The 23,269-nt window shown below is 68.1% G+C and carries 29 protein-coding genes; all 29 read right to left on the bottom strand.

Going from position 1 to position 23,269, the window contains the following annotated elements; translation table 11 throughout:
- The 29 genes from BBTA_RS36230 to BBTA_RS36095 all read right to left on the bottom strand — a co-directional run bounded on the left by BBTA_RS36230 (position 1) and on the right by BBTA_RS36095 (position 23,248).
- The gene (locus tag BBTA_RS36230) at positions 1–279 is read right to left on the bottom strand and encodes a VirB3 family type IV secretion system protein (RefSeq protein WP_041751137.1); all 279 of its coding nucleotides are present in this window, start codon (positions 277–279) and stop codon (positions 1–3) included.
- Positions 279–638 (bottom strand): TrbC/VirB2 family protein, encoded by a 360-nt coding sequence (locus BBTA_RS36225; protein WP_012047468.1) that lies wholly within the window; start codon positions 636–638, stop codon positions 279–281. The genes BBTA_RS36230 and BBTA_RS36225 overlap by 1 nt, the downstream gene beginning before the upstream one ends.
- Positions 635–1,618 (bottom strand): P-type conjugative transfer ATPase TrbB, encoded by a 984-nt coding sequence (gene trbB / locus BBTA_RS36220; RefSeq protein WP_012047467.1) that lies wholly within the window; start codon positions 1,616–1,618, stop codon positions 635–637. The genes BBTA_RS36225 and trbB overlap by 4 nt, the downstream gene beginning before the upstream one ends.
- 169 nt (positions 1,619–1,787) lie before the next feature.
- Positions 1,788–2,222, bottom strand: a complete 435-nt coding sequence (locus BBTA_RS36215) for a hypothetical protein (protein ID WP_012047466.1) — start codon at positions 2,220–2,222, stop codon at positions 1,788–1,790.
- 6 nt (positions 2,223–2,228) lie between these two features.
- Positions 2,229–4,214, bottom strand: coding sequence for a conjugal transfer protein TraG (locus BBTA_RS36210; RefSeq protein ID WP_012047465.1), 1,986 nt, complete (start codon positions 4,212–4,214; stop codon positions 2,229–2,231).
- A gap of 28 nt (positions 4,215–4,242) precedes the next feature.
- Entirely contained in the window at positions 4,243–5,982 is a 1,740-nt protein-coding gene (locus BBTA_RS36205) for a VirD2 family relaxase/mobilization nuclease (protein ID WP_041751775.1), read from the bottom strand.
- A 244-nt stretch (positions 5,983–6,226) separates the two neighbouring features.
- Complete coding sequence (locus tag BBTA_RS36200) at positions 6,227–7,000, bottom strand: lytic transglycosylase domain-containing protein (RefSeq protein WP_012047463.1); 774 nt, start codon at positions 6,998–7,000, stop codon at positions 6,227–6,229.
- A gap of 4 nt (positions 7,001–7,004) precedes the next feature.
- The gene (locus BBTA_RS36195; protein ID WP_012047462.1) at positions 7,005–7,340 is read right to left on the bottom strand and encodes a DUF736 domain-containing protein; all 336 of its coding nucleotides are present in this window, start codon (positions 7,338–7,340) and stop codon (positions 7,005–7,007) included.
- A 45-nt stretch (positions 7,341–7,385) separates the two neighbouring features.
- Positions 7,386–7,931 carry a S26 family signal peptidase gene (locus BBTA_RS36190; RefSeq protein ID WP_012047461.1) on the bottom strand — a complete coding sequence of 182 codons (546 nt, stop codon included), beginning with the start codon at positions 7,929–7,931 and terminating at the stop codon, positions 7,386–7,388.
- Complete coding sequence (locus tag BBTA_RS36185) at positions 7,928–8,437, bottom strand: DUF2840 domain-containing protein (protein WP_041751136.1); 510 nt, start codon at positions 8,435–8,437, stop codon at positions 7,928–7,930. The genes BBTA_RS36190 and BBTA_RS36185 overlap by 4 nt, the downstream gene beginning before the upstream one ends.
- Positions 8,434–8,688 carry a hypothetical protein gene (locus BBTA_RS36180; RefSeq protein WP_012047459.1) on the bottom strand — a complete coding sequence of 85 codons (255 nt, stop codon included), beginning with the start codon at positions 8,686–8,688 and terminating at the stop codon, positions 8,434–8,436. Before BBTA_RS36180 ends, BBTA_RS36185 begins: the two co-directional genes overlap by 4 nt.
- Complete coding sequence (parA, locus tag BBTA_RS36175) at positions 8,685–9,323, bottom strand: ParA family partition ATPase (RefSeq protein ID WP_041751135.1); 639 nt, start codon at positions 9,321–9,323, stop codon at positions 8,685–8,687. The genes BBTA_RS36180 and parA overlap by 4 nt, the downstream gene beginning before the upstream one ends.
- Positions 9,324–9,531: 208 nt before the next feature.
- Positions 9,532–10,410, bottom strand: a complete 879-nt coding sequence (locus BBTA_RS36170; protein ID WP_012047457.1) for a replication initiator protein A — start codon at positions 10,408–10,410, stop codon at positions 9,532–9,534.
- 10 nt (positions 10,411–10,420) lie between these two features.
- On the bottom strand, positions 10,421–10,696 hold the full coding sequence (locus tag BBTA_RS36165; RefSeq protein ID WP_012047456.1) for an AlpA family transcriptional regulator: 276 nt from the start codon (positions 10,694–10,696) through the stop codon (positions 10,421–10,423).
- Between the two features lie 137 nt (positions 10,697–10,833).
- Complete coding sequence (locus BBTA_RS36160; RefSeq protein ID WP_083780742.1) at positions 10,834–11,307, bottom strand: DUF2285 domain-containing protein; 474 nt, start codon at positions 11,305–11,307, stop codon at positions 10,834–10,836.
- Positions 11,285–11,605, bottom strand: a complete 321-nt coding sequence (locus BBTA_RS41175; RefSeq protein WP_012047454.1) for a transcriptional regulator domain-containing protein — start codon at positions 11,603–11,605, stop codon at positions 11,285–11,287. Before BBTA_RS41175 ends, BBTA_RS36160 begins: the two co-directional genes overlap by 23 nt.
- 125 nt (positions 11,606–11,730) lie before the next feature.
- Positions 11,731–11,988, bottom strand: a complete 258-nt coding sequence (locus BBTA_RS36155; protein WP_012047453.1) for a DNA -binding domain-containing protein — start codon at positions 11,986–11,988, stop codon at positions 11,731–11,733.
- A 120-nt stretch (positions 11,989–12,108) separates the two neighbouring features.
- Complete coding sequence (locus BBTA_RS36150) at positions 12,109–12,360, bottom strand: helix-turn-helix domain-containing protein (RefSeq protein WP_012047452.1); 252 nt, start codon at positions 12,358–12,360, stop codon at positions 12,109–12,111.
- Between the two features lie 203 nt (positions 12,361–12,563).
- Positions 12,564–12,887, bottom strand: coding sequence for a DUF736 domain-containing protein (locus BBTA_RS36145; protein WP_041751133.1), 324 nt, complete (start codon positions 12,885–12,887; stop codon positions 12,564–12,566).
- Between the two features lie 589 nt (positions 12,888–13,476).
- Complete coding sequence (locus BBTA_RS36140) at positions 13,477–13,917, bottom strand: hypothetical protein (RefSeq protein WP_041751132.1); 441 nt, start codon at positions 13,915–13,917, stop codon at positions 13,477–13,479.
- 170 nt (positions 13,918–14,087) lie between these two features.
- Entirely contained in the window at positions 14,088–14,510 is a 423-nt protein-coding gene (locus BBTA_RS36135) for a type II toxin-antitoxin system VapC family toxin (protein ID WP_012047448.1), read from the bottom strand.
- Complete coding sequence (locus BBTA_RS36130) at positions 14,507–14,761, bottom strand: plasmid stabilization protein (protein WP_012047447.1); 255 nt, start codon at positions 14,759–14,761, stop codon at positions 14,507–14,509. The genes BBTA_RS36135 and BBTA_RS36130 overlap by 4 nt, the downstream gene beginning before the upstream one ends.
- A 79-nt stretch (positions 14,762–14,840) precedes the next feature.
- Entirely contained in the window at positions 14,841–15,764 is a 924-nt protein-coding gene (locus BBTA_RS36125; RefSeq protein WP_012047446.1) for a DUF2493 domain-containing protein, read from the bottom strand.
- 334 nt (positions 15,765–16,098) lie between these two features.
- A complete protein-coding gene (locus tag BBTA_RS36120; RefSeq protein WP_012047445.1) occupies positions 16,099–17,160 on the bottom strand; it encodes a toprim domain-containing protein in 1,062 nt (353 codons plus the stop codon).
- Complete coding sequence (locus tag BBTA_RS36115; protein WP_041751131.1) at positions 17,160–21,515, bottom strand: strawberry notch family protein; 4,356 nt, start codon at positions 21,513–21,515, stop codon at positions 17,160–17,162. Before BBTA_RS36115 ends, BBTA_RS36120 begins: the two co-directional genes overlap by 1 nt.
- Positions 21,516–21,654: 139 nt before the next feature.
- The gene (locus tag BBTA_RS36110; protein ID WP_012047443.1) at positions 21,655–21,903 is read right to left on the bottom strand and encodes a DUF6117 family protein; all 249 of its coding nucleotides are present in this window, start codon (positions 21,901–21,903) and stop codon (positions 21,655–21,657) included.
- A complete protein-coding gene (locus tag BBTA_RS36105; RefSeq protein WP_012047442.1) occupies positions 21,900–22,325 on the bottom strand; it encodes a hypothetical protein in 426 nt (141 codons plus the stop codon). The genes BBTA_RS36110 and BBTA_RS36105 overlap by 4 nt, the downstream gene beginning before the upstream one ends.
- Before the next feature lie 73 nt (positions 22,326–22,398).
- The gene (locus tag BBTA_RS36100; protein ID WP_012047441.1) at positions 22,399–22,593 is read right to left on the bottom strand and encodes a hypothetical protein; all 195 of its coding nucleotides are present in this window, start codon (positions 22,591–22,593) and stop codon (positions 22,399–22,401) included.
- A gap of 1 nt (position 22,594) precedes the next feature.
- Positions 22,595–23,248: a hypothetical protein gene (locus BBTA_RS36095; protein WP_012047440.1), complete on the bottom strand. Its 654-nt coding sequence runs from the start codon at positions 23,246–23,248 to the stop codon at positions 22,595–22,597.
- Positions 23,249–23,269 lie beyond the last annotated feature (21 nt).

The raw sequence follows: 23,269 nt of genomic DNA, 5'->3' as shown, positions 1-23,269 counted from the left end.
TCACACGCCCAGGAAGCCGGGAATGCGCAGGTGCCGGCGCGTGACCTCCACGAACATCGGATCGCGCTTCGCCGCCCACACCGCCGCGAAATGGCCGACGGCCCAAAGGCCGAGGCCGACGAGCCAGAGCCGCAGGCCGAGCCCGAGCGCGGCGGCGAGCGTGCCGTTGAGGATGGCGATCGAGCGCGGCGCGCCGCCGAGGAGGATGGGCTCGGTCAGCGCCCGATGGACTGGCACCGAGAAGCCGGGGACCTCGGCGGTCTCAAGCACACCAGCCATCACACCACCGCCCCACCGCCGAAGTTGAAGAAGCTCAGGAAGAAGGAGCTGGCTGCGAATGCGATCGACAGGCCAAAGACGATCTGCACGAGCCTGCGGAAGCCGCCGCTCGTATCGCCGAAGGCGAGCGTCAGGCCAGTGACGATGATGATGATCACCGCGATGACCTTGGCCACCGGGCCTTCGATCGATTGCAGGATCTGCTGAAGCGGCTGCTCCCACGGCATGGACGAGCCGCTGGCATAGGCCGGCGCCGCGTAGAGAAGCCCTGTCGCGGTCAGACCGATGGCGCCGATCCGGTCGAGAACCGAGCCGACGAATAGGCGATGCTTAGTTGATGGCTGTCGGGCGGCGGTCATGCGTGATCTCCTGCTGGGCCTGCTGTCGCGGGGGTGATGCGGTAGTCGCCGCCGGGTCCGAGGCCCTCGACGCGGGCGAGCTCGGCGAGACGGCGCGAGGCGCCGCGGCCGCTCAGCACGGCGACGAGATCGATGGTTTCTGCGATCAGCGCGCGCGGGACCGTGACGACGGCTTCCTGGATGAGCTGCTCGAGGCGGCGAAGCGCGCCGATCGCGGTGCCGGCGTGGATGGTGCCGATGGCGCCGGGATGTCCGGTGCCCCACGCCTTCAGGAGGTCGAGCGCCTCGGCGCCGCGCACCTCGCCGATGGGAATGCGGTCGGGGCGCAGGCGCAGCGAAGAGCGCACGAGGTCGGAGAGCGTGGCGACGCCGTCCTTGGTGCGCATGGCGACGAGATTGGGCGCCGCGCATTGAAGCTCGCGCGTGTCCTCGATCAGGACGACGCGATCGGCCGACTTCGAGACTTCCGCGAGCAGTGCGTTGGTGAGCGTGGTCTTGCCGGTGCTCGTTCCGCCGGCGACCAGGATATTGCGGCGGTCGGCGACGGCGCGGCGGAGAATCTCCGCCTGCTCGGCCGACATGATGCCGGCGGCGACATAGTCGTGCAGCGTGAACACGGCGACCGCGGGCTTGCGGATCGCAAACGCCGGCGCGGCCACGACAGGCGGCAGGAGGCCCTCGAAGCGCTCTCCCGTTCCGGGCAGTTCGGCCGAGACACGCGGGCTGCCGGCGTGGACCTCGGCGCCGACATGGTGGGCGACGAGCCTGACAATGCGCTCGCCGTCGGCAGGCGACAGTCGCTCACCCGTATCGGCCAAACCCCCGGAAAGCCGGTCGATCCAGAGCCGCCCGTCCGGGTTGAGCATCACCTCGACGATCGACGGGTCTTCCAGGAAGCCTGCAATGGCCGGGCCAAGCGCCGTGCGCAGCATACGCGTGCCGCGAAGGACCGCCTCGGATTGCTGGAATGAAACCGCCATGTCGTCCCCGTTCTGCGCGGGACCGCTCGCGAGCGGCCCTGGATCGGGGATGAGTAGAAGAGGCAGAAAATCGGTCGGTGCAACAAGCGCGATGGGGTCGTCGTAGTGTGGCGTAGAAATACAGGGAAACGGCGAAGCCGCTGACGACTTGCGAGCGTCGTGATCTCGCTTATTCGTTACTCGGTTCGCCCGGAACGTCCTCGGAGATTTCTTGGCCGAGCTTTGGCCCCTTGGCGAGTCGCCGTCCGAGCGCGGCGACAAACGCGTCATAGCGTTCGCCTGCCTTCGCGCGCGCGGCGGCCTGCGCAGGCTCTGGCAGCGGCGGGTTGGTGGTCAGCCAGAAGCGGACGAAGACGGCGAGCGTCTCGACGGCGATGCCAAGATCACGCTCCAGGCGCGCCATGCGCCGGTCGAGCTGATCGAGCCGCCTGGTGAGCGCCGCCTCCTGCCGCTCGGCGGCGTCGGGTGAGAGGAATGAGGCGATGGCCGCCTCCGCGACGAGCGAGCGCGACTGGGCGCGGCGTGCGGCGTATTCCGCCAGCGCCCTGGTCACGCCGGGTTCGAGATAGACGGAAAGCCGCCGCTTCTTGTTCGGATTCGGCATGGCGTCCTACAGCTCCATGCCGTCGTCGGGATCGAGTGAGACCTGGCGCGCGAGGCCTTGCACGAGACGGTTCATGCGGCTCAGCCGTGCGGCATCGTCCGGCTCGTCATCGTTGGGGTCGATCTCGAACTCGTTGTCGATCGGCGGCTTCTTCTCGACCGGGGCCACGCGACTGAGCTCGGGCTGGCGCCGCTTCTCGGAGCCCGTCGGATCCTCGTCATTCATGCCGCTCACGGGTGGCGCGGCTTCCGGCAAAGGTTGCGGCGGCAGGGGCCTGCCGGTCCAGTCATTCGCTTGATGGTGTTCCGCCGCCTTCAGCACCGGCGGCGGCAAGATGCGCGCCTGTAATCTCCGGTCCTCGAAGTAGCGCGCCTTCTTGGCGCGGATGGGCGGCGTGCCGGCGACCATCACGATCTCGTCTGTGGGCGGGAGCTGCATGATCTCGCCGGGCGTGAGCAGCGGCCGGGCCGTCTCCGAGCGCGAGACCATCAGGTGTCCGAGCCAGGGGCTGAGGCGATGGCCGGCGTAGTTGCGCATGGCGCGGAGCTCGGTCGCCGTGCCGAGCGCGTCGCTCACGCGTTTGGCCGTGCGCTCGTCGTTGGTCGCGAAGCTCACCCGCACATGGCAATTGTCGAGGATCGAGTTGTTCGGGCCGTAAGCCTTCTCGATCTGGTTGAGGCTCTGCGCGATCAGGAACGACTTCAGCCCATAGCCGGCCATGAACGCCAGCGCGCTCTCGAAGAAGTCGAGGCGGCCGAGTGCGGGGAACTCGTCGAGCATGAGAAGCAGGCGGTGACGGCGGGACTTCGCATGGAGATCTTCCGTCAGCCGCCGGCCGATCTGGTTGAGGATCAGCCGGATCAGCGGCTTGGTGCGGGCGATGTCGGACGGCGGCACAACGAGGTAGAGCGTCGTCGGCGGCGCGCCGCCGACGATATCGGTGATCCGCCAGTCGCAGCGGCGCGTGACGGCCGCGACGACGGGGTCGCGGTAGAGGCCGAGAAAGGACATGGCGGTGCTCAACACGCCGCTGCGCTCGTTGTCCGACTTGTTGAGGAGCTCGCGCGCGGCGCTGGCGATGACCGGGTGCGGTCCGGCCTCTCCCAGATGCGGGGTCCTCATCATCGCGGCGAGCGTCGACTCGATCGGTCGGCGCGGATCGGAGAGGAAGGAGGCGACGCCGGCGAGCGTCTTGTCCTCCTCGGCGTAGAGCACGTGGAGGATGGCGCCGACCAGCAGCGCATGAGAGGTCTTCTCCCAATGGTTCCTCTTCTCGAGCGAGCCTTCCGGGTCGACCAGGATGTCGGCGATGTTCTGGACGTCGCGGACTTCCCATTCGCCGCGCCGGACTTCGAGCAGAGGATTGTAGGCAGAAGACTTGGCGTTCGTCGGATCGAACAGGAGCACGCGGCCGTGCCGGGCGCGAAATCCCGACGTGAGCTGCCAGTTCTCACCCTTGATGTCGTGGACGATGGCGCTCCCCGGCCAAGTGAGGAGCGAGGGAATGACCAAACCCACACCTTTGCCGCTCCTGGTCGGGGCAAAGCAGAGGACGTGCTCGGGGCCGTCGTGGCGGAGATAGTCGCGGCCGAGCTTGCCGAGCACGACGCCGTCGGGGCCGAGCAGGCCGGCGCCCTTCACCTCATCGGGGCGGGCCCATCGTGCTGAACCGTAGGTGTCGACGTTCTTGGTTTCGCGGGCCCGCAACACCGACATGGCGATCGCGACAGCGATCGCCATGAATCCGCCCGATGCTGCGATGACAGCCCCTTCCACGAAGATCGCCGGCGCGTAGGCGTCGTAGAAGAACCACCACGCATAGAACGCTGGGGGATAATAGACCGGCCAGCCGAACAGGATGAACCAGGGCTCACCGAGCTGCGCCTGAAAGTTCAATCGCCACGCCGTCCATTCCGTGGCGCCCCAGGTCGTCGCCAGGATGATCAGCGCGACGACCAGAATCTGACCCCAGAGAATCTTCGTTGCCGACATCACGCGCTCTCCTTGGCCGATCGTCTCGTCACAAGCCGATCCCCCGTTTGCGGCCGAAGCTCCAGTCGATGCCGCCGTCGCCGCGCGCCATACCGGAGACATGGCGGCCGAGATGCTGTTCGAGCGAGGGCGACCACGGCACGAGCTGGAAGCCGAGGCCGTCGTCGAGCATCGCGAAGCGTCCAGAGGCGAGATCGAAGCGGCGGCGGTAGGTGCCCGCGACGTACTCGCCGGCATTGGATTTGACGGCCGTCCGTCCGGTCCCGGCGGCGAGGCGCTCGCTCAGCGCATCGAGCTCGCGACGCCGCAGCGTCTCGATCAGGTTGCGGCTGAAGCTGACCCCGCGGCTCTGCCGCTCGGCCAGGCCCTGAGCGATGAGATGCTCGGCGCGACGGTCGAGCGCGTCGCGGACCTCGGCGCCGAAGCCGCCGGCGCCAAGCGGGACTGGCTCGCGCGCAATGGCCTGGCGGTCGAGCCAGGTGGCGCCGTTCGCCGTGATCTGCTGCTCGAGCGGAAGGTCCGACCGGACGGCGAGCGCGACACGCCGCCGGCCCTGCGCATCGTCGAACCGGCGCAGCTCGACGATCGAGCCCGGGGCGGAGTCTCCGGCCGCGTTGAGATCGGCGAGCCTGATGTGATGGGTGCGGCCATCGACGCCGTCGACGACGGCGTAGGCGGTGCCCTTCAGCTCGTCGTCGAGCCCGCGCGCCAGCAAGCGGCCGACGATCGGCTCGTCCAGGCTTTCGCCGGCCAGCACGTAGCTCGAAGGCCCGCGTTCGATACCGCGCTCGGCGAGGCCGCGATGAATCCGCTTGATGATGTCGCCACGCTCGCCGAGCTCCCGCAAACTCTTCTCGGCCTGATCGAAGATGACCCATTGACTTGGCCCAATCTGGTCGGCGAGCCCGAGGGCCTCCAGCTTGCGCAGGCGTCCGACCTTCAGCGCGTGGAATTCGTCGGGCTGACGGCCGGCGCGCGGCGCGAGGTCGATGATACCGGTGCGATAGGCATCGCGGGCAAGCTGGCGGTCGAGGTTCGTCCAGCGCTCGGCTTCGATTTGGCGCTCCAGCGCGGTGCGGATGTCGTGGTCGGTGCGCAGGCCGAGTTCTTGGGTGATCAGGTCGCGCGCGCGGTCGCGCATGCCTTCCTTGATGTAGTCGCGCGCGATGACGAGGTTCTCGCCGTCGTCACGAACGCCGCGCACGATCAGGTGGACGTGGGGGTGCTCGGTGTTCCAGTGGTCGACCGCCACCCAGTCGAGTCTTGTCCTGAGATCTTTCTCCATCTGGCCGACCAGGTCGCGGGTGAACCGCTTGAGGTCCGCCATCTCGATCGCGTCATCCGGCGACACGATGAAGCGGAAGTGATGGCGGTCGTCGGCGCAGCGCTCCGCGAAAGCCTTCGGATCGGCTTCATCGGTGCCGGGACCGAAGAGCCGCGCCTTCTCTCCGTCCCGGGTGACGCCCTCGCGCCGGAGATAGCCGAGATGGGTCACGAGCGAGGCGCCGCGTGCGCCGTGGCGGACGACGCGTGCCTTGACGACGGCGCCGCGCGAGCGCGACGTGATGAGCCGGTTGGCCTGGATCGAGGCGCGCTGGCCGCGGCCGAAGCGGGAGCGATGGCCGGGACCGATCGTCCCTTTGCGGGAGACGGAGCCGCCGGCGCGCTGGGCGGCGGCGAGCGCCTGCGCGATGAAGGGCCGCGCCCGCTGCGTGCGCGTCGAGCGGATGCGGCCAGGCCGGATGCGGAAGTCGTCCTCGGCGCTCATGGCCGCGGCCCCGCACATCGCGCCAAGCGACGGAATTCATTGAAGAAGTGCCGAAGCCGCAGGCTGCGCCGGGACGGCGCACCTCGCGGCTTCGGCATGTAAGCTATTGAAAACGCACAACCGTCCTGGCGCGCACCTCGCGCCCCTTTATCCTGCCATCGTGCGGACGTGGTTGCGCCCTCCCGCCTCACCACACGCTCTTGTGCGCTGGGGGTCGCTACATCGCGATTGGGCAACGAGCGCGTCATTGCTGCGGGTCCGGACTCGCTTGCGCGACGAAGAGGCCGGAGGAGCGCGGTGAAAGCGCTGCCGCGTCCCGCGCTCGTGGTGCTGTCGCGTTGTCACCGGGCGCGCGCTGTTCTTGCGATGGGGCTGCATTCGCGTTGCCGTTCGCGCGCACGACGAACAAAGGAGAGCGCGTCCAGGCGAGCGAATCAGGCGCAATCGCGGTCACGCGCTCGAGCGGTTCGCCGCCGACAAGGGGCGCGAGCAAAGCGACATAGGCACGCGTTTCGGCCGGCAGAGCGCGCACGCCCGCAAGGTATTCGTCATAACGCTGCGGGCCCGCATTGTAGGCCGCGAGGAAGCCCGGCGATCCGTAACGGTCGTGCATCTCGCGCAGGTACGCGGCGCCGGCCAGGATGTTGTCGCGCGGATCGAACGGATCGCGGCCGAGACCGTAACGGGCGCGCAGCTCCGACCACGTGTCCGGCAAGATCTGCATCAGGCCCATCGCGCCGTTGCGAGAGACGGCGCGCACATCGCCGGCGCTTTCCGCGTCCATGACGGCCCGTATCCAAGCGACGGGCAGGCCGAAACGCCGCGCCGCTTCCGCGATGTAGTCAGCGATTGTGTGGTCGCTCCGAAGACGCGCGGTAGACGCGTTCTGCGCAAGCGCAACGCTGGTGAAGGGCGCGGCGATCAGCAGGCCGGAAAGGAGAAGAGCGGGAAGACGCCGGGCGAGCGAGCCCCGCCCAGCCGTCTCACTCCGTCTCCGCGAGATCAAGCGGATGACCATCGCGTCAATCCCGCTCGGGGCGCTTTTGAGGGCGGTTCCAGTGCAGGCCCCAGATCGACTTTGCGTCGCCGGACTGGAACAGGTTGGCGCGGATCGGCTGGCTGAGCGCCGGGTCGTCGATCTGGACGGAGACGTAGTCGCCGGCCTTCTCGCCGGTGCGCTTCCAGCCGGCGCCGATCTCAGGCCCGTTGCTGTCGCCGAGATGGACGCGGTAGTCCGGCGCGTTCTCGGCGTCCGAATGCTCGGCCGGAATGAGCACGATCTCGCCGTTCAGCGTGAGCGTGCGGACGTGCCCGGCATAGCCGTTCTTGGTGCGGGTGAACTCTCCGATCTGTGGCATTGAAAGCTCCCTATGTGCGGTGAAGGGGACGTGCTCGGCGCGCCGTCACCGCGTTGCGGCGTGCCATTGGAAGCGGCCGTCGCCGTCCTCGTCGGTCCACAGCGGCACCGCGCGGCCGATGATCGTTTTCGTGGCGAGCGGGCCGAAGTAGCGGCCGTCCATGCTGTCGGGAGCGGCCCAGTTCATCAGGAAGACTTCGCCATGGGCGATGCGGCGGCAGCCCTGCCAGGACGGCAAGACACGGCCGGCGCGGTCGCGCGCCAGCGCGTCGCCCATGTCGATCCCGTCGACCGTGATGTGCGATCCGTCCCGGCAAACCTGCTGGCCAGCAACGGCGGCGACGCGCTTCATCAGCGGCACGCCGCGGGGCAGATAGCGGCGTTCGGCCATGAAGGAGGCGAGCGGCTCGGGCGTCTCGACCGCGACGAGATCGGTGACTTCGAGGTGACGCGCCGGCGCGATGGAATAGAGGCCGAGCGGTACGCTGGCGGACGCATTCCAGATGAGCCTCGGCGTCACTGGAAGGAAGGAGAGAACGCCGACCGCCACCACGGCGAGGGAGGTCGTCATGACATAGCCGAGGCGCGTCACGGCTCGACCCTCCGCCGCAGGAGGATCGCCCGATGCTGCTCCACGGTGTAGCGGCGCGGCTCCTCGCCGGCGGTCAGGCGGTGGTGGACGTGGCGCCAGTGATGCGGCGACACCTCGGCCGGGTCGATGCCGATCGCCTCGATCGCATCGACGATCTGGAGGACGCGCTCGACCTTCGGCCAGCCCTCCATCTTGAGCAAGATGTCGCCGCCGGGGCGCACGAAGGGCAGCGTCTGATAGCGCTCGCCGGGCGTGATCGCGCGCACGATGTCGATGCGCGACAAGATGGTGCCATGGTCGTTGGAGGCCCAGCGCACGAAGGCGAAGACGCTGTTGGGCGTGAAGGCGAGCACGCGGCGGTGCCGGTCGAGGATCTGCTCGTCCTTCTCCTTGCCGAAGCGGATCCAGTATTCGACCTTCTTCTCGATCCAGGTCAGCTCGACGCGTGTCAAGCCGTCGGCGGGAAGCGGCGACGGCACGAGGCGCAGGTGAGGCGCACCGGTCATGGGTGGTCTCCTTCGGCTGGAGGGAATTCGCGGGCGAGCAGGTCGCGCAGCATGTCCGCGACGGTCAGGCCGTGCTGGAAGGCTGCGATCTTGATGCGGCCGCGCAGCTCCGGCGTGATGTCGATCGTCAGCCGCGCGGTGAAAGCGGCCGCGTCGTCGTTGCTGTTGGGGCGCGGTGCAGATGCCTTGATCCAGCGTTCGGGATCGGCCGGCCGCGCGATGAAGGCGCGTTTCGGGGAGCGCTGCGTCATCGCGCCAGCCTCCCGACTTCGGCCGCAAGAGCGGTGATCTCGCGCGCCGCCGGACTTTCTGTGTGTGCTTCCCAGACGAGGCGGCCGGACTGCGCGGCCTCCGCGAAGGCGACACGCTGACCGATCCTGGAGGCGAGCAGCGGCGGGTCGTGATCGGCGAGGGTGAGCGCGGTCTCGCGCGCGATGACAGTGCGCGCGGCGCATCGATTGAGGACGAAGCGGGCGACGAGCTGCGGGCGATACACGCGCGCCTCGCTCAGCAGTGCTAGCATCTCGGCCGATCCCCAGCCGTCGAAGGGCGACGGCTGCACCGGGATCAGGACGATGTCGGCCGCGAGCAGTGCCGAGCGCATGAGCCCGGCGACGCGCGGCGGGCCGTCGATGACGATGTGATCGGCATTGCGCGCGAGCTCGGGCGCTTCCCGGTGCAGCGTATCGCGCGCCAGGCCGATCACGCCGAACAGCCGTGGAAGGCTCTCGCGTGCGCGCTGCTGCGACCAGTCGAGAGCAGAACCTTGCGGATCGGCATCGATGACAGTGACGCGCTGGCGTCGTCGTGCCCATTCGCCGGCGAGGTGGAGGGCGAGCGTGGTCTTGCCGACGCCGCCTTTCTGGTTGAGCAGCGCGACGATCATGGCGCCGCCTCCCGTTGGCGGCACTCATCCACAGGTGTGGAACGCGGAGCGGCCGTTAGAAAGATTCCGAAGGAATCCTGGTTAGAAGAGTTACGCCGCGCACATTGCTTTGAATCGACGCTCGGATTCGATGAATCCGGTCCCCGATGGCACGAGGATCGGGTCCCCGATGGCACGATAGGTTCCGTCCCTGATAGCACGAGGCGATTCACAGCTTGTCCCCAGCGCGAGAAGTCCCGCGCGGCCGCAGCGGAGCGAGGGCCGCGGAAGCGACGGGAACGAATGCGAGGCGTTCTGGGGCGTCCGGCGGCTGCTCGATGGTCAGCCGGTAGCCGGGCAGCGTCTGCCGGCGAACGATGTCGCGCAGGTCGTAGGCGAAATGCTTGAGCGGTGAGAGGCTGCCGGACTTCGCATGGAGATAGGCGACGTCGAAGCTCCAACCGTAGTGCTGGCGGCCGCCGTGCTTGCGCACCAAGCGATACAGCCAGCGCTCCAGCCCGCCGGTCAGACGGAAGTACGCGCGGTCGATTGTGAGCACCAGCGCGTCATCAAGGACAGCGGCAAAGAACCAGTCCGGTACGATCAGCTCGAGACCGAGCGGACGGCCGTGCGCGTCCGCACGCTCCTTCCACTCGTTGATCCAGGAGAAGCGGTGCATCCGCCGCTCGGTTGGCTGGCGGATCGAGGTCGCGACGGTGGTCGATTGCAGGCGGTCGAGCGCGGCCTTCAGGCGGTCGTAGTCGCGCGCGCTCACCCCGCGGCCGATGAAGGAGAGAATTTCGTATGGCGTCGCCGCCACCAGGCGCGACGGCCGCAGGCCGAGGTCGCGCGCCTCGACGATCTGTGAGGCTGCCCAGATCAGCACGTCGGCGTCCCAGATCGTCGCCATGCCGTGCTCCGGGACCGCCTCGACCCGGATGACAATGGTGCCGGCCTTGAAGTCGATCGGCGCCAGCCGCTTCGACTTGGCGAGCGAGAAGAACGGATAGGCCATGAGGTCCTGCGCGTCGCGCGGCGCGAGATCGCCGGGCAGCGCCCGGAAAAGATCGAGCTGCTCGCGTTCGCTATGGCGTCGCGCCCAGGACATGTCGCGCCTCTCAACGGCGGCTACGACCGGCCTGCGCCGAGGCCGAGTCGTGGCGCTTGGCCGGCAGCACGGAGCCGCGCGGGTCGGACGTCGAGGTGACCGCGCCGCGGTCGGCCCAGGCCTTGAGGTCGTCGAGCGCATAGACGACGCGACCGCCGAGCTTCCGATAGGCCGGCCCGGTGCCGTAGGTGCGATGTTTCTCCAGTGTCCGGCTGGACAGGCCGAGGAAGTCGGCGGCCTCCGGCGTCCGCAAGAAGCGCGGCGGCAAGCCGGCGAGATTCGTCATGTCGCACCTCCGGGCGTTCGTTCAAGTTGCCGGCGAGCACCGGCGAGCGAAGGCCACGGTGGCGGAGGAAAGCTGCGTGAGGGGATGGCGAAGATGCGAGTGCTAAAATCGCACCCCTGCGGAATAGCGCGGCAAAACTACTGACGGCGTCGCCGACGCAGGAGCGCACGATAGCCACCAGCGATCAGCGCGAGGCCGTCCTTCACGAGATCAATCGTCACGTCGCGAAGGGCGGAGGTCTTCCAAGACGCATCGGCGATGCGGGCGGCCCCGAAGATAGCTTCGGCGATTTCGCGGTAACTCGCCCCTTCCGTGTGTCCATCCACCGCCTGAAGCATGCGCCGAAGTCGCCGACGCTGCTGCTTGGTCAGTCGCCCGTCGATCGGCACCTTTCGTCCGTTGACGGCACGCCAAAGACGGGTGACCGCGTCGATGCGGTCGAGGCCATCGGCCCCCAGCGGGACCAATGCGACAACTGGGTTCGCGGGCGAGGCATCAGTTGTGAGGAAGAGTCGAACGGCGTTCGCGCCGCGACCCTGGACAATGCTTAACCCGTCTGCGCCGTCGCGGGCGGTATTCGCATCGAGGTCAGGCGGGACGGCGCTCTCCACTGAAGGCGATGGAGGCGCTGCGGTGAGGATGACAGTGCCGGGATCGACATCGGGGGTCCAGAAGACGGGGGCGTTCGTGGCGGCGAGCGACGGGTCGATCGCGAAAGCGCAACCCCCAGCGCGGCCGCACCAGCACGGCGAAGCGCTGGGCGGCAGCGGAGGATCGCTCGCTTTCGGCAAAGTCTCGTTGGTATTTCGGGTTGCGCCTCAGCCATTCCCAGGCGAGGTCCGGCGCGAAGAGATAATCGAGATAGTCGTAGGTCTCGGAGGTGCGCCAGCGCGATGTGTCGGGACCCATGTGTTTCCTCCCCTGACCCTTTGGTCGGGCGCGTGCGAAGGAGGAATACGATCGCGGGTTGAGACGACGGCGGGTAGCCGCCGAACATGCAAGGGGTGATGCTAGGACAGCATCACGTCTCGATATCAGGCCTCGCGCGCGAGCTGCCGGTAGCCGTACTCACGCATCCAACGGGCACGGGCGAGATGGCTGCGGTGCACGCGATAGGCGCGCTCAGGTTCCCTGCCGGCGTCGATGCCGAACAGGAGCGCCACGGCTTCGCGCCAATCGGCGGCGTCGGTTTCCGCGTCGAGCAGCCGCATGTAGAGCTTCATGTGAGCGCGGTCGTAGCTCGTCAGCAGCGTGCTTTGCGGCGGCTCGTCTAGGAATGCTTGGTGTGTCAATTCGAGCCCCGACGGTCGACACGGGTTCGGTGCAACGGATTGTTAACCCTACGCACACTGGCGGCCGGTGCAAGAGGAGCGCCGTGCACGCTCTTCCGCCCGCTGCACGGGGGTGCCGCGTCAAGTTCTGCCGTGGCCGCCCACTTTCGCGCGTACAAGCATCACTCCTTCGCCCTGGTCGGACGACAGGAAGACGATGCCGTTGGCCTCTAGCGTGCGACGGACCTGATCTTCCGTCGACTCGAAGACGGCGCTGTGAGCGGATTCGAGTCGTTTGAGCGCCGTTAGCGATACCAGGGCCTTGTCCGCGAGCGTCTCCTGTGTCCATCCCAGCAACGCGCGAGCGGCCCGCCATTGTCGGGCGGTGATCATGCATGATCACCTCCCACCGGGCCGATCGAGCAGCCAGAACTACGACTAAAATAGTCGTTCTTGGTCAAGGAGGCGATCAAAAATGGCCGACAAAGACAGGCTGTTAGCCGACTCGCCGTGAACTGATTCGGTCGTTTACGCCTCGTCTCCGGGAGCGAGCAAGCCCCGCCCGGTCAAGCCGGGCGGGGCCTGGGGCTTTCGCCTCACTCGCCGTTGCGGCGGTTGGGGCGGGACCAAATCAGGCTGTAGCCTTCGCCTTCCTCGTCGTCGAAGAGGTTGGCGTAGATGGGAGCCGTGAACGACGGGTCGTCGAGCTTGAGACCCAGATAGTCGCGGCCTTCGTTGGAGCGCTTGGTCCAGGCGGCGCCGATCTCGACGCGTCCCGCAAAGACTCGGTGGCTGGGGGCGTTCTCACCCGAGCGGGTGGCTTCGGGGACGATGCGGACGTTCTTGGCCTGGACGCTGAGGGTGACGATCTGGCCGACGAACTCGTTGCCGGACTTCTTGAAGGTGCCGATGGTCGCCATGGTAGTTCTCCTTGATCTCTGTTTCGAGTCCGCACCATTGCGGCCTCGATGGCGATCGGTTGGCCGGAGGCGATCGACGCCGCACCTGCTTGCGGGCCGGAGCGCAGCGGAGGATGGCAGCCGGGAGACTTTCTTGTTTCGCGAGGAATGGGCGCAGCCCAGGGGAAGAAAGTCGACCGGTGCCATTGCGGCATAGGCGGTCGAGGCGAAGCCGGCCTGCGGCCAGATCAGCTCATCAAAGAGGCCGCATGGAGCGCTCGATCAGGCAGAGAGGATCAAGGAGAACTTGGCGGTTCCGTCGTGCAACCGCAGGGGTCCGGCGGCGTCGGCGCACGGCGCTCATCCCGCGTCGAGGCGACCGGACCGGCCGCATCAATGCTCTCGATGAGCAGCGACAGGCGTGCGACCAGCCCGCTGTCTTCGATGGCGTGGAGGTTCGTCGCGCGGGCCAACCCCGCGTTCCAATGCAGCGCGTGACTATGGGCCCAGCTTGGCAATCCGGCGCTCGTTCTCCCCCCGAATTGCCAACAGGCGACGAGGAGCGCGCAGGAGGCGTGATCTCGTCATGCCTTGAACCGCCGAAACAGTCTCAGGCGCGCGCCACGCCGTGGCCGGTCCGGCCGGGCGGGGCCAGCGTCGCCAGCCGCGCGAAGGCGGTGATGCCGACGACAACGGCCCCGACAACTGAGAAGGCGACCTGCCAGGTTTCGGAGGGCATCGTGTGCTTCACGATGCCATGTGTCGCGTGATAGCCGGCGATGGCGGCAGGTGCGACGAAAGCGGCGGAGATCATGAGCCGCAGCCAGAGCGGCTTGACGAATGCGAGCAGGAGGTGGCCGGCAAGCAGGGTCGCGAGGCCGGCGACCGCCCCGACGGCGATTCCGCCAAGCCAGCCGGCGCCTGTGCCATACACCCAGACGCCTGCCATGACGCCCGCGAACAGCGGCAGCGCGTAGACCGCGAGGTAGAACAAGAGACAGCAGATGACGCCGATGGCGGCGATGCTGGCGAGCACGCTGAGTAAAATCATGGTGGTGGCCTCCGTGAGACAAGGATCTGACGGTCGCGCCTTCCACCACCACCACGGCGCAGGGGCTTTATAGCATAAGATCGTCGGCGCGTGAGCGGACATCGCGAACGGCTTCCGTCCGGCGTAGCTGAGCCGGATTGTTCCGCATCAGAAACTTCTCCGACTGCTGATCAGCCGCCGCCCGTCCAGGGATCGATGACCGTCAGGCCGGCGGCCGCGAACGCGGCGGTGTGGCGCGACGCCACGGCGAAGCCGTGCGCGGCGGCGATCGCGGCGATGTAGCCGTCGGGCGTGGGGAAGCCCTTGCCGGCCTTGCGCGCCTTGACGGCGAGGTCGGCGTATCGCCGCGCCGCTTGCGTATCGAAGGGCAGGACTCTCGGCTTGAACAGCTCCATCACGCCGTCGAGCGTGGTTGCCAGGCGGTCCTTGCGCTTGCCCCTGGGCAGCGCGCCGATGCCGAACATCAGCTCCGCGATGGTGACGCTGGAGAGAAACAGCGTTTCCGCGGCCTGGGCGTCGAGCCAGTCCCGGACAGACGGATGTGGCTCGGGCTTCATCGCCTCGGAGACGACATTGGTGTCGAGCAGGATCATCCGAAGCGCATCGGCTGGGCGGGCCGGGTGTCGCGAACCTGTTCGACCGCCTCGACATCGGCATTGTTGAGTCCGATCTTGCGGCTCATCTCCGAGAGCGCGGTGCCGATCTTGAGCCGCCCCGCGGGGCGCACGGCGGCTTCCAGAATGGCGCGCATTTCGGCTTCCGTGCTGCGGTTGTGCTGCGCCGCCCGGACCTTCAGGGCGCGATGCGCCTCCTCCGAGAGGTTGCGAATAGTGACAGCGGGCATGATAGCGTCCTCGGCGGATTGACTGCGGCGCTATCAGTATTACGAATGTGATAGCATTTTTCAAGGATGATGCCGGCGCTCAGGCGCCGCCGAACCGCCAGACCGGGATGCCGAGCTTCTTCGCCTTGTCGGCCAAGTTTTCCTGGATGCCCGTGCCGGGGAAGATCATGACGCCGATGGGCAGCACCTCCAGCATGGCGTCGTTGCGCTTGAAGGGCGCGGCTTTCGCGTGCTTTGCCCAGTCCGGCTTGAAGGCGATTTGCGGCACGTTGCGGTGATCGGCCCAGCGCGCGGCGATGCGCTCGGCGCCCTTCGGCGAGCCGCCGTGCATGAGCACCATGTCGGGGTGCTTGGCGTGCACCTGGTCGAGCTTGGCCCAGATCAGCCGGTGATCGTTGAAGTCGAGCCCGCCGCTCAGCGCGACCTTGGGACCGGGCGGCAGCATGACCTCGGTCTCGGCGCGCTTCTTCGCGGCGAGGAAGTCGCGGCTGTCGATCATCGCAGCGGTCATGGCGCGGTGGTTGACGAGCGAGCCACTGCGCGGCCGCCAGGCCGAGCCGGTGTGGCGCTCGAAATGCTCGCAGGCCTGGTCGCGCATCAGCTCGAAGGCGTCGCGGCGCTCGATGAGGGTCTGCCCCTCGGCGATGAGCCGCTCCAGCTCGACCGACTTGACCTCGGTGCCGTCCTGCTCCTGCTGGCTCCGGCGCTGCGCCTGCTCGTTGTCGTCGAGCTCGCGCGCGATGCGGTCGGCGGCGCGGTGGAAGATGTTGACGGTCGACCAGAGCAGGTCCTCGAGATCGGGCTCGAGGCGGGTGTCGCCGAGCGTGGCAACAAGAGCGTCGAAGATGTCGGCGATGGCCCCGGCGACGGCATTGCCCTCGGGAAGCGGGCGCGGGTCGGGTTCGTCCTGGAAGGGGCGGAAGCCGTAGAGCTGAAGCTCGGTCAGGACGTGATCGGTCGGGGAGGAGCTGTGGTGGGGCTCGAAGTCGTCGTCGCTGGTCATGGGATGCTCCGTCGCTGGATTGGCCGCGACCCTCGCGGCCTTCATGGCGACGGAAGACGGTGGGCGGGCCGGCCCTGCACCTGGAGCGAAGCGCAGGGCCGAAGCGCCAGCGGAGGATGGCGAAGGCCGGCTATTTTGCCTGGCGATGCAAAGGCGCGTCAGCGCCGGCGGAAAATAGCCGGCCGCAGCCATTGCCGGGCCGGGCCGCTTGCCGTCCCGTTCGCCTCTCAGGAAGGCCGCGGGCGCGGCTCTGTCCCGGCGCGAGCAGCATCGGCCGCCGGCGTGACGGCGAGCCCCATCATCCGTTCCGGCCGCACGTCCAGGTTCATCAGGGCTATGCGGCCTCGGCTATGAAGCGAGCGGCATCCCGGGCCGCGATCTGCGCCCGAAGGGCTGCGCGTAGGGCGTCGGGGCCGAGCATCCGGAGATCCTCGTTGAAGTCGGCGAGTCGTGGCGACAGCACGATCGCCTCGATGCTGTCGTGGGACGCGCGCTCGATCAGCGCGGCCATCGCGCCGTTGCCGGCCGGATCGTCATCGCGCGCGATGTAGAGCCGGCGCAGTGTGTCGGCGAAGAGGATGGCCGAGAGATGGGCTGCCGACAGAGCGGCGACCATCGGCATGTCCGGCAGCGCCATCCTCAGCGAGAGCATTGTCTCGATGCCTTCGCCAGCGGCCATGACCTCGCCGGCGACGCCGAAGCGGACGGCGTGTCCGAGAAGATCGCCCATCGCGCGGCGCGGCGTGTCGATCGGCGCCTTACCGAGACGGATGGGATCGAAGCCATCGGGATCGAGCCAGGTCCGGTGCGCGCCGGTGAGGCGGCCGTCGAGATCGGTGACGGCGGCGATCATGGCGGGCCAGGTCTCCGTGGCGGAATGCTCGTCCGGCCGGTAGTAGCAGCGCGGGTGGAAGCGCAGCGAACCGGTTCCGTGCAAAGCCGTAATGCCGCGCCGGCGGAGATACGTCTCGACGAGCGTGCCGTGGATCGGCCGCGACATGGCGAACAGCCGCCGCGCGGCTTCCGGCGAACCCGTTGGGACTGGCTGAATGGCGCGACGACGTTCATGCGCCTGCGGTTCGGGTTGCGGCAGGCTGAGGAAGGCACGTGCCTCCCTCGCGACGTCCGCGAAATCCACGAGGCCGCAGCTCTCGCGGATGACGTCGAGCAGGTCGCCGTGCTCGCCGGTCGCGGCGTCGGTCCACTTGCCGGCCGCGCCCTTGCCGCTCTCCGGGCCGATGAGGCGCACAAACATCGAGCGGCCGGGCGTGTTGCGCACGTCGCCCACCATCCAGTAGCGGCCTTCGCGATGACCGTTGGACAGATAGTGGCGGCACACCGCTTCGGCATTGCGCGCGAGCCGGCGTGCCAGTTCGGAAGCGTCGAGCCGGGACATCACAGCGCCTCCCGCTCGCCGACGCGCTCGATGGGATAGCGGTCCATCACCCTGGCGAGGATCGCGGGACCGCTGGCGTCGGTGGGCACGAACAGGCGCAGCTTCCACGAGATGATCTCGTGGAAGAGGCCGTAGGCGGTGAGCCGCTCGCGCATGGTGTCGGTGAAGCCCGCCAGCTCGATGCGATGACCGCCCATCACCCGGACACGGCGAAGCTGAAGCCCCTCGGCGAGGTCGATGACGGTGTTGCCCTCGATCAAGGCGGCGAAGGCCTCGTCCGGCGTCAGCGACGGCAGGCCGGTCGAGGTTGCCGTGGCGGCCCAGGCCGGAGAGACCTTGCGGCCGATGATGCGTTCGTCATCGTCCGTCTGCAGGCGATACACGCGGGTCGATTCGTTCGGGAGCCGCTTCCAGATCGGCAGCAGCAGGCCGGAGACCATGTGCAAGGTCGAGTCCGTGAACGCGGGGACTTCGGCGAGTTCGGCCGTCCAGGCGGCCGCGAAGCTCGCCTCGTCGGCGTCCTGCCAATGACTCTCCGCCGTCGCGCGGACGGGCACGTTCGGTGCTTCCATCGGCCGGATCAGGCGGACGCGGTACTCGACTTCGCCGTCGTCGAGCATGACGGATGGGGCACGGACCTGCACGGCGGCACGGCCGGATCGCGCGTTGACGAGAAGCCGCGCCCCGCGTTCGCTCAGCCGGCTCAAGGCCTCGTCGAGCGTGAGTGGCCGGTTGCGCTGGCGCTGCTTGATGGTGAGAAGCCGCGTCTCGGCGCCCGTGCCGGGATGGGTATAGATCGTCTGCCGGCCGGTGACGACGAAGCTCTCGGCGCGCAGCGTCTCAAGCCCGACATCGTAGGTGCCCGCGGCAATGGCGCCCTCGATGCGCGCGTTGAGAAGCTGCTCGAACGCGGTGAAGAGTACCCCCTGAAGCTCGATGGTCAGCGCCAGCATACGGTTGAGGAACGTGCTGATGCCCGGCAACTGGTCCTTGAGGCCGTTCGCATCGGTGAGCGTGAGGCCGGTGGCCGCCTCGAAGCGCTCGAGAGAACAGCCCTCGATCTTGCCGCGGGCGATGAGCGCGTAGAGCTGGCGCAGGGCGTCCCGCGCATAGTGGGATTCCAGATTGTCCTCCGGGCGGAACAGGCCCTGGCCGGCCGTCTCGCGCTGGCCGCGCGTGATCGCGCCGAGCGTGTCGAGCCGGCGCGCGATGGTGCTGAGGAAGCGCTTCTCGGCCTTGACGTTCGTCGCGACCGGTCTGAACAGCGGAGGCTGCGCCTGGTTGGTCCGATGCGTGCGGCCGAGGCCCTGGATGGCCGTATCCGCCTTCCAGCCGGGCTCGAGAAGATAGTGCACGCGAAGGCGCGTGTTCCTCGCCGTGAGCTCGGCGTGATAGCTGCGCCCGGTGCCGCCCGCGTCGCTGAACACGAGGATGCGCTTGTGGTCATCCATGAACGCCTGCGCCTCGGCGAGGTTGGCGGACGCCGCGCGCGTCTCGACGACGAGACGGTCGCTTCGGCCGGCGCCGCCCGGCTTGCGGACGATGCGGCGCGAGCGCCCTGTCACTTCGGCCACCATGTCGGCGCCGAAGTGCTGGACGATCTGGTCGAGCGCGCCGGGAACGGGTGGCAGGCTTGCGAGCTTCGCGATCAGAGCATCACGACGGGCAACCGCCTCGCGGCTCTCGACCGGCTGTCCGTCGCGATAGACCGGACGCGACGACAGCTTGCCCTCGCTGTCGGTGTAAGGCTCGTAGAGCTGGACCGGGAAGGAATGGGCGAGATAGTCGAGGACGTATTCGCGCGGCGTGATGTCGACGCGGACGTCGTTCCATTCCTCGGTCGGCAGCTCGGCGAGGCGGCGCTCCATCAGGGCCTCGCTCGTCGAGACGATCTGGACGACGGCGGCATGGCCTTCCTCGAGATCGCGCTCGATCGCGCGGATCAGGGTCGCCGTCTTCATGCTGGTGAGCAGGTGGCCGAAGAAGCGCTGCTTCGCGCTCTCGAACGCCGATCGCGCGGCCGCCTTGGCCTGGCGGTTCAGCGTGCCCGATCCGCCCTCGCTGCCGCCTGTGATGTTGGCCGCCTGCATGGCGGCGTCGAGGTTGTTGTGGATGATCGCGAAGGCGTCGGCGTAGGCGTCATAGATGCGGGTCTGCTCAGGCGTCAGCGCGTGCTCGACCGGCTCGTATTCGACGCCGTCGAAGGAGAGTGAACGGGACGTGTACAGCCCGAGCGCGCGCAGGTCGCGGGCAAGCACTTCCATGGCCGCGACACCGCCGGCTTCGATCGCCTCCACGAACTCAGCGCGCGTCGAGAACGGGAAATCCTCGCTGCCCCAGAGGCCAAGGCGTTGCGCATAAGCGAGATTGTGCACGGTGGTCGCGCCGGTGGCGGAGACGTAGACGACGCGTGCGTCCGGCAGCGCGTGCTGGAGCCGCAGGCCCGCGCGGCCCTGCTGTGAGGGCTCCCGATCGCCGCGTTCGCTCCTGGCGCCGACCGCATTCTGCATGGCGTGCGCTTCGTCGAAAATGATCACTCCGTGGAAGTCGGAGCCCAACCATTCGACGATCTGCTTGACGCGGGAAAGCCTTTCGCCGCGCTCGTCGGAGCGCAGCGTGGCATAGGTTAGAAATAGGATGCCTTCCCGCAGCGTGATCGGCTTGCCCTGCGGGAAGCGGGAGAGCGGCGTGATGAGGAGGCGCTCCATGCCGAGCGCGGACCAGTCGCGCTGCGCATCCTCGATCAGCTTGTCGCTTTTCGAGATCCACACCGCCTTGCGACGGCCCCGCAGCCAGTTGTCGAGGATGATGCCGGCGGCCTCACGCCCTTTGCCGACCCCGGTGCCGTCGCCAATCATGAAGCCGCGCCGGAAGCGAACCGCACCCTTGGTGTCCTCGGCCGCGGCGGTCACGACGTCGAGCGTTTCGTCCACCGTCCAGGCGCCGGCGAGATAGCCGGAATGCGCCTCGCCGGCATAGATCACGGTTTCGAGCTGGGCGCCCGAGAGCAGGTTCAGGATGTTCGCCGGCAGGCGCGGACAATAGCCCGGCTTGGGCGGCGCGACGGATGCCATCGCAGCCGATTGCACGAGCTGTGTGGGATGGTCCTGAGCGCCGGGAATCCGGATGCTCTGGAGCGCATAGTCCTCGTAGATGGAATCGGAGAGACGCGCACCCTGCGGCGGCGTCCAGTCGACGGTCTCGTAGGCGAGCTCGATGCCTTCGGGCTCGGCCGCCATCGCTGGCCGCGCTGCGGCTTGTGCGGTACGGGCGACGTAGCCGCGAACGGTGCGCGGCGTGGTGACAATGGGCACCGCCACGCAGGCATCCACCGGCAGCCGTGCCGGAACGTGCTCTGTGACCCAGGCCAGCAGCGTGGCAGCGTTCGGTGCGACACCGGGCGCGGCTGGGAAGACGGTGGGATTGTCGGCCGGGCGCTTGTCGATCACGGTCAGCCGCGTCGGGAAGGTCGTGCCGTGCCTGGCGTAGACGCGGCCGTCGATGGCGGCGGAGAAGACGACACGGCCGCGCTCCTGAAGCCGGACATAGGCGTCGCGCCAGGCCGGAGCGTCCGGCGCGAATTTGGCGCCGGTGATCGCGACCAGGCGGCCGCCGTCGGCGAGCCGCGCCAGCGCCGAGGCGATGTGCCGGTAGGCGGCATCCGTCATGCGCCCTTGCACGTTGGCCATCACCGAGAAGGGCGGGTTCATGATCACGACGCTCGGCACGATGGTGGCGTCGAGGTGGTCGTGAATCTGTGCGGCGTCATGCCGGCTCACGGCGATGTCCGGAAAGAGGAGGGAGAGGAGGCCGGCGCGGGTCTCCGCCAGCTCGTTGAGGACGAGCGTTCCGTCCGCGATCTCGGCGAGGATGGCGAGCAGGCCGGTACCGGCCGAAGGCTCGAGCACGCGGTCGGCTGGCGTGACCGCCGCGGCCGTCGCGACCGCGAGCCCGAGTGGCATCGGTGTCGAGAACTGCTGGAGGGTCTCGCTCTCGATCGAGCGGCGTGTGTGCGTCGGCAGGAGCCCGACGATCTTGTCCAGCATGGGGAGGGCCAGGGCCGGAGAACCGGCCTTGCGCAAAAGCGCCTTTCCGTATTTGCGGAGAAACAGGACGGTCGCGGCCTCGCAGGCGTCGTAGGCCGATTTCCAGTCCCAGGCGCCGGACGTGTCGGAGCCGCCGAAGGCCTGCTCCATCGCAGCGCGAAGGGTTGCCGCGTCGACCTGACGGCCCTGTTCGAGATGCGGAAGGAGATGGTGCGCGGCTGCGCCGATGCAGCGAGCGATATCGGAGGGAGACGCAAGCGGCGACGCCGCGACCGCGGGCGCGGCCGCGAGAGCGGTGGACGGGGTCATGTCGGTGAACCTCGGGAGAGCGGAGACGGGCGAGCCGGCCGGCGCTCTCTCTGGACCGCTCCGGCTCAAACCCGTCCCGGCTAGGCTCTCCCTCTCGTCACGCCGCCGCCTTCACCGCGCGCCGCCACGCACGCGAGGATCAGGGAGCCGGTTCGTCCGGCAGGGTTACCGAAGGAGGAACGTAGGCGTCGAAGGGGTTGCCGTCGGCGAGATGGCCGAACGGCGTGAACACGAAATCCGTGCCGTCGCGCCCCACGGCACAGATACAGATGACGTAGTGCGCCTCGCCGGTGATGGCGTCGGCGCATTCCATGAGCGCGAGGTTGCCGTCCGCCGCAGCACGGAGCAGCGTCGTGAAATTGGCGCGCGCGTGATCGGGGATGCTCATTGCGCACCTCGCTTTCCCAGCCGGGCGGACAAGGTGCGGTCGAGCCAGCCATTGGTCGCGATCCACGCGACGGTTTTGCGGCGGCCGAGATCGAGCACATGCGCGCCGCCGCCGAAGGCGTTCACGCGCGGGCGCGAGCAGGTGTTCGCCCATTGGAAACCCCAGCGCCCGGAGAGGCCGAATTCCTCGGCGCAGCGGAGCACGAATTCGATGACGGCCTGCGGATCGCCGGTCGTGTCATCGCGAATCCAGAGCTGCGTTCCGCCATGCTCGGGCTGGATGGAAAGAAGAAACGCCTCGGATGGCGGGTCCTCGGCGGTGTTCTCCTCCATCATGCGATTGTAGAGATCGAGCGCACGCGCGGCGTTCTCCGGCGTGCGGACATCGAGAAGGCAGGAGAAGTGCGTGAAGAAGTCGGCCATGTCAGGCTCCTGAAACGACGAAGCCCGGCGCGATGGCCGGGCTGGTTGAAGGACGGGATGGCGATTGTCGGCGTCAGAGCCGGAATTCAGCGACGAGGCGCTGCGCGTTGGAGTGATGCGCCAGCATCTCGCGGTAGAAGCGCCTGCGGGCCTCCCGCTTTGCCGGATCACGCCGCGCGGACCGTGTGAGCTTGCGCCGCGCGGCGCGAATCACCGTGCGGTCGCTGTCCCAGACGGTGACGCCGAGGCGGAGATAGGTGCCGTGCATCTCAGCCTCCGTCCGCCTGCTTCGCCGCTCGCAGGGCGGCGAGCGCCGCGCGGAATTCCGCCGCGCCGACTTCCTCGGACAAGTCGATGTTGGCGGCGACGGACACGCATGCGCTGTGAATGTCAGCGTCCGGCACGGCGTCCGCGGTCACACCTGCGAATTCCAGATCGGTCTCGATGATCGCGCCAATCTGGTCCCGAACGCGGTCCTCCTGGATCTGCGCGAGGACGTGACGTGGGCGTGGAGCCGTGACGGGTTCGTCGGGATCGCGCGCTCCAGCAAGGATCGCTTCGGCCTTCGCGACCGCGGCGCTCGCCCGTGCGAGCCAGTAGGCATCCGTACGCCGCTGGGAGATCTGGTCCGCAACGACGATCTTGAGGAGGCCGAACAGCACCTCGAAATGCGCGGCCTTCCGCTGAATGGTCTCATCGAAGTGCGACGGGACCGGGACGGCCTCGCCCGAATAGGCGGCGTCAGCGCCGATCCAGATGCCGGTGACGTAAGTTTTGCCGGCGGCCTCGTAGTCGAGCTTGTCGTTGGACCAGTCATCGTCCTCGATGGCCTGGCGGCAGGCCTCGACCGGTGTCGCGGCGTGATAGGTGCGCTGCCGGTAGACCGGCACGCGGTAGGTCGTTTCGACGGTGTAAGCGGGCATGACAGGCTCCTGAAAACGCGA

Source organism: Bradyrhizobium sp. BTAi1 (assembly GCF_000015165.1).
Taxonomy (GTDB): Bacteria; Pseudomonadota; Alphaproteobacteria; order Rhizobiales; family Xanthobacteraceae; genus Bradyrhizobium; species Bradyrhizobium denitrificans.
This window is presented reverse-complemented; position numbering and strand designations above follow the sequence as displayed.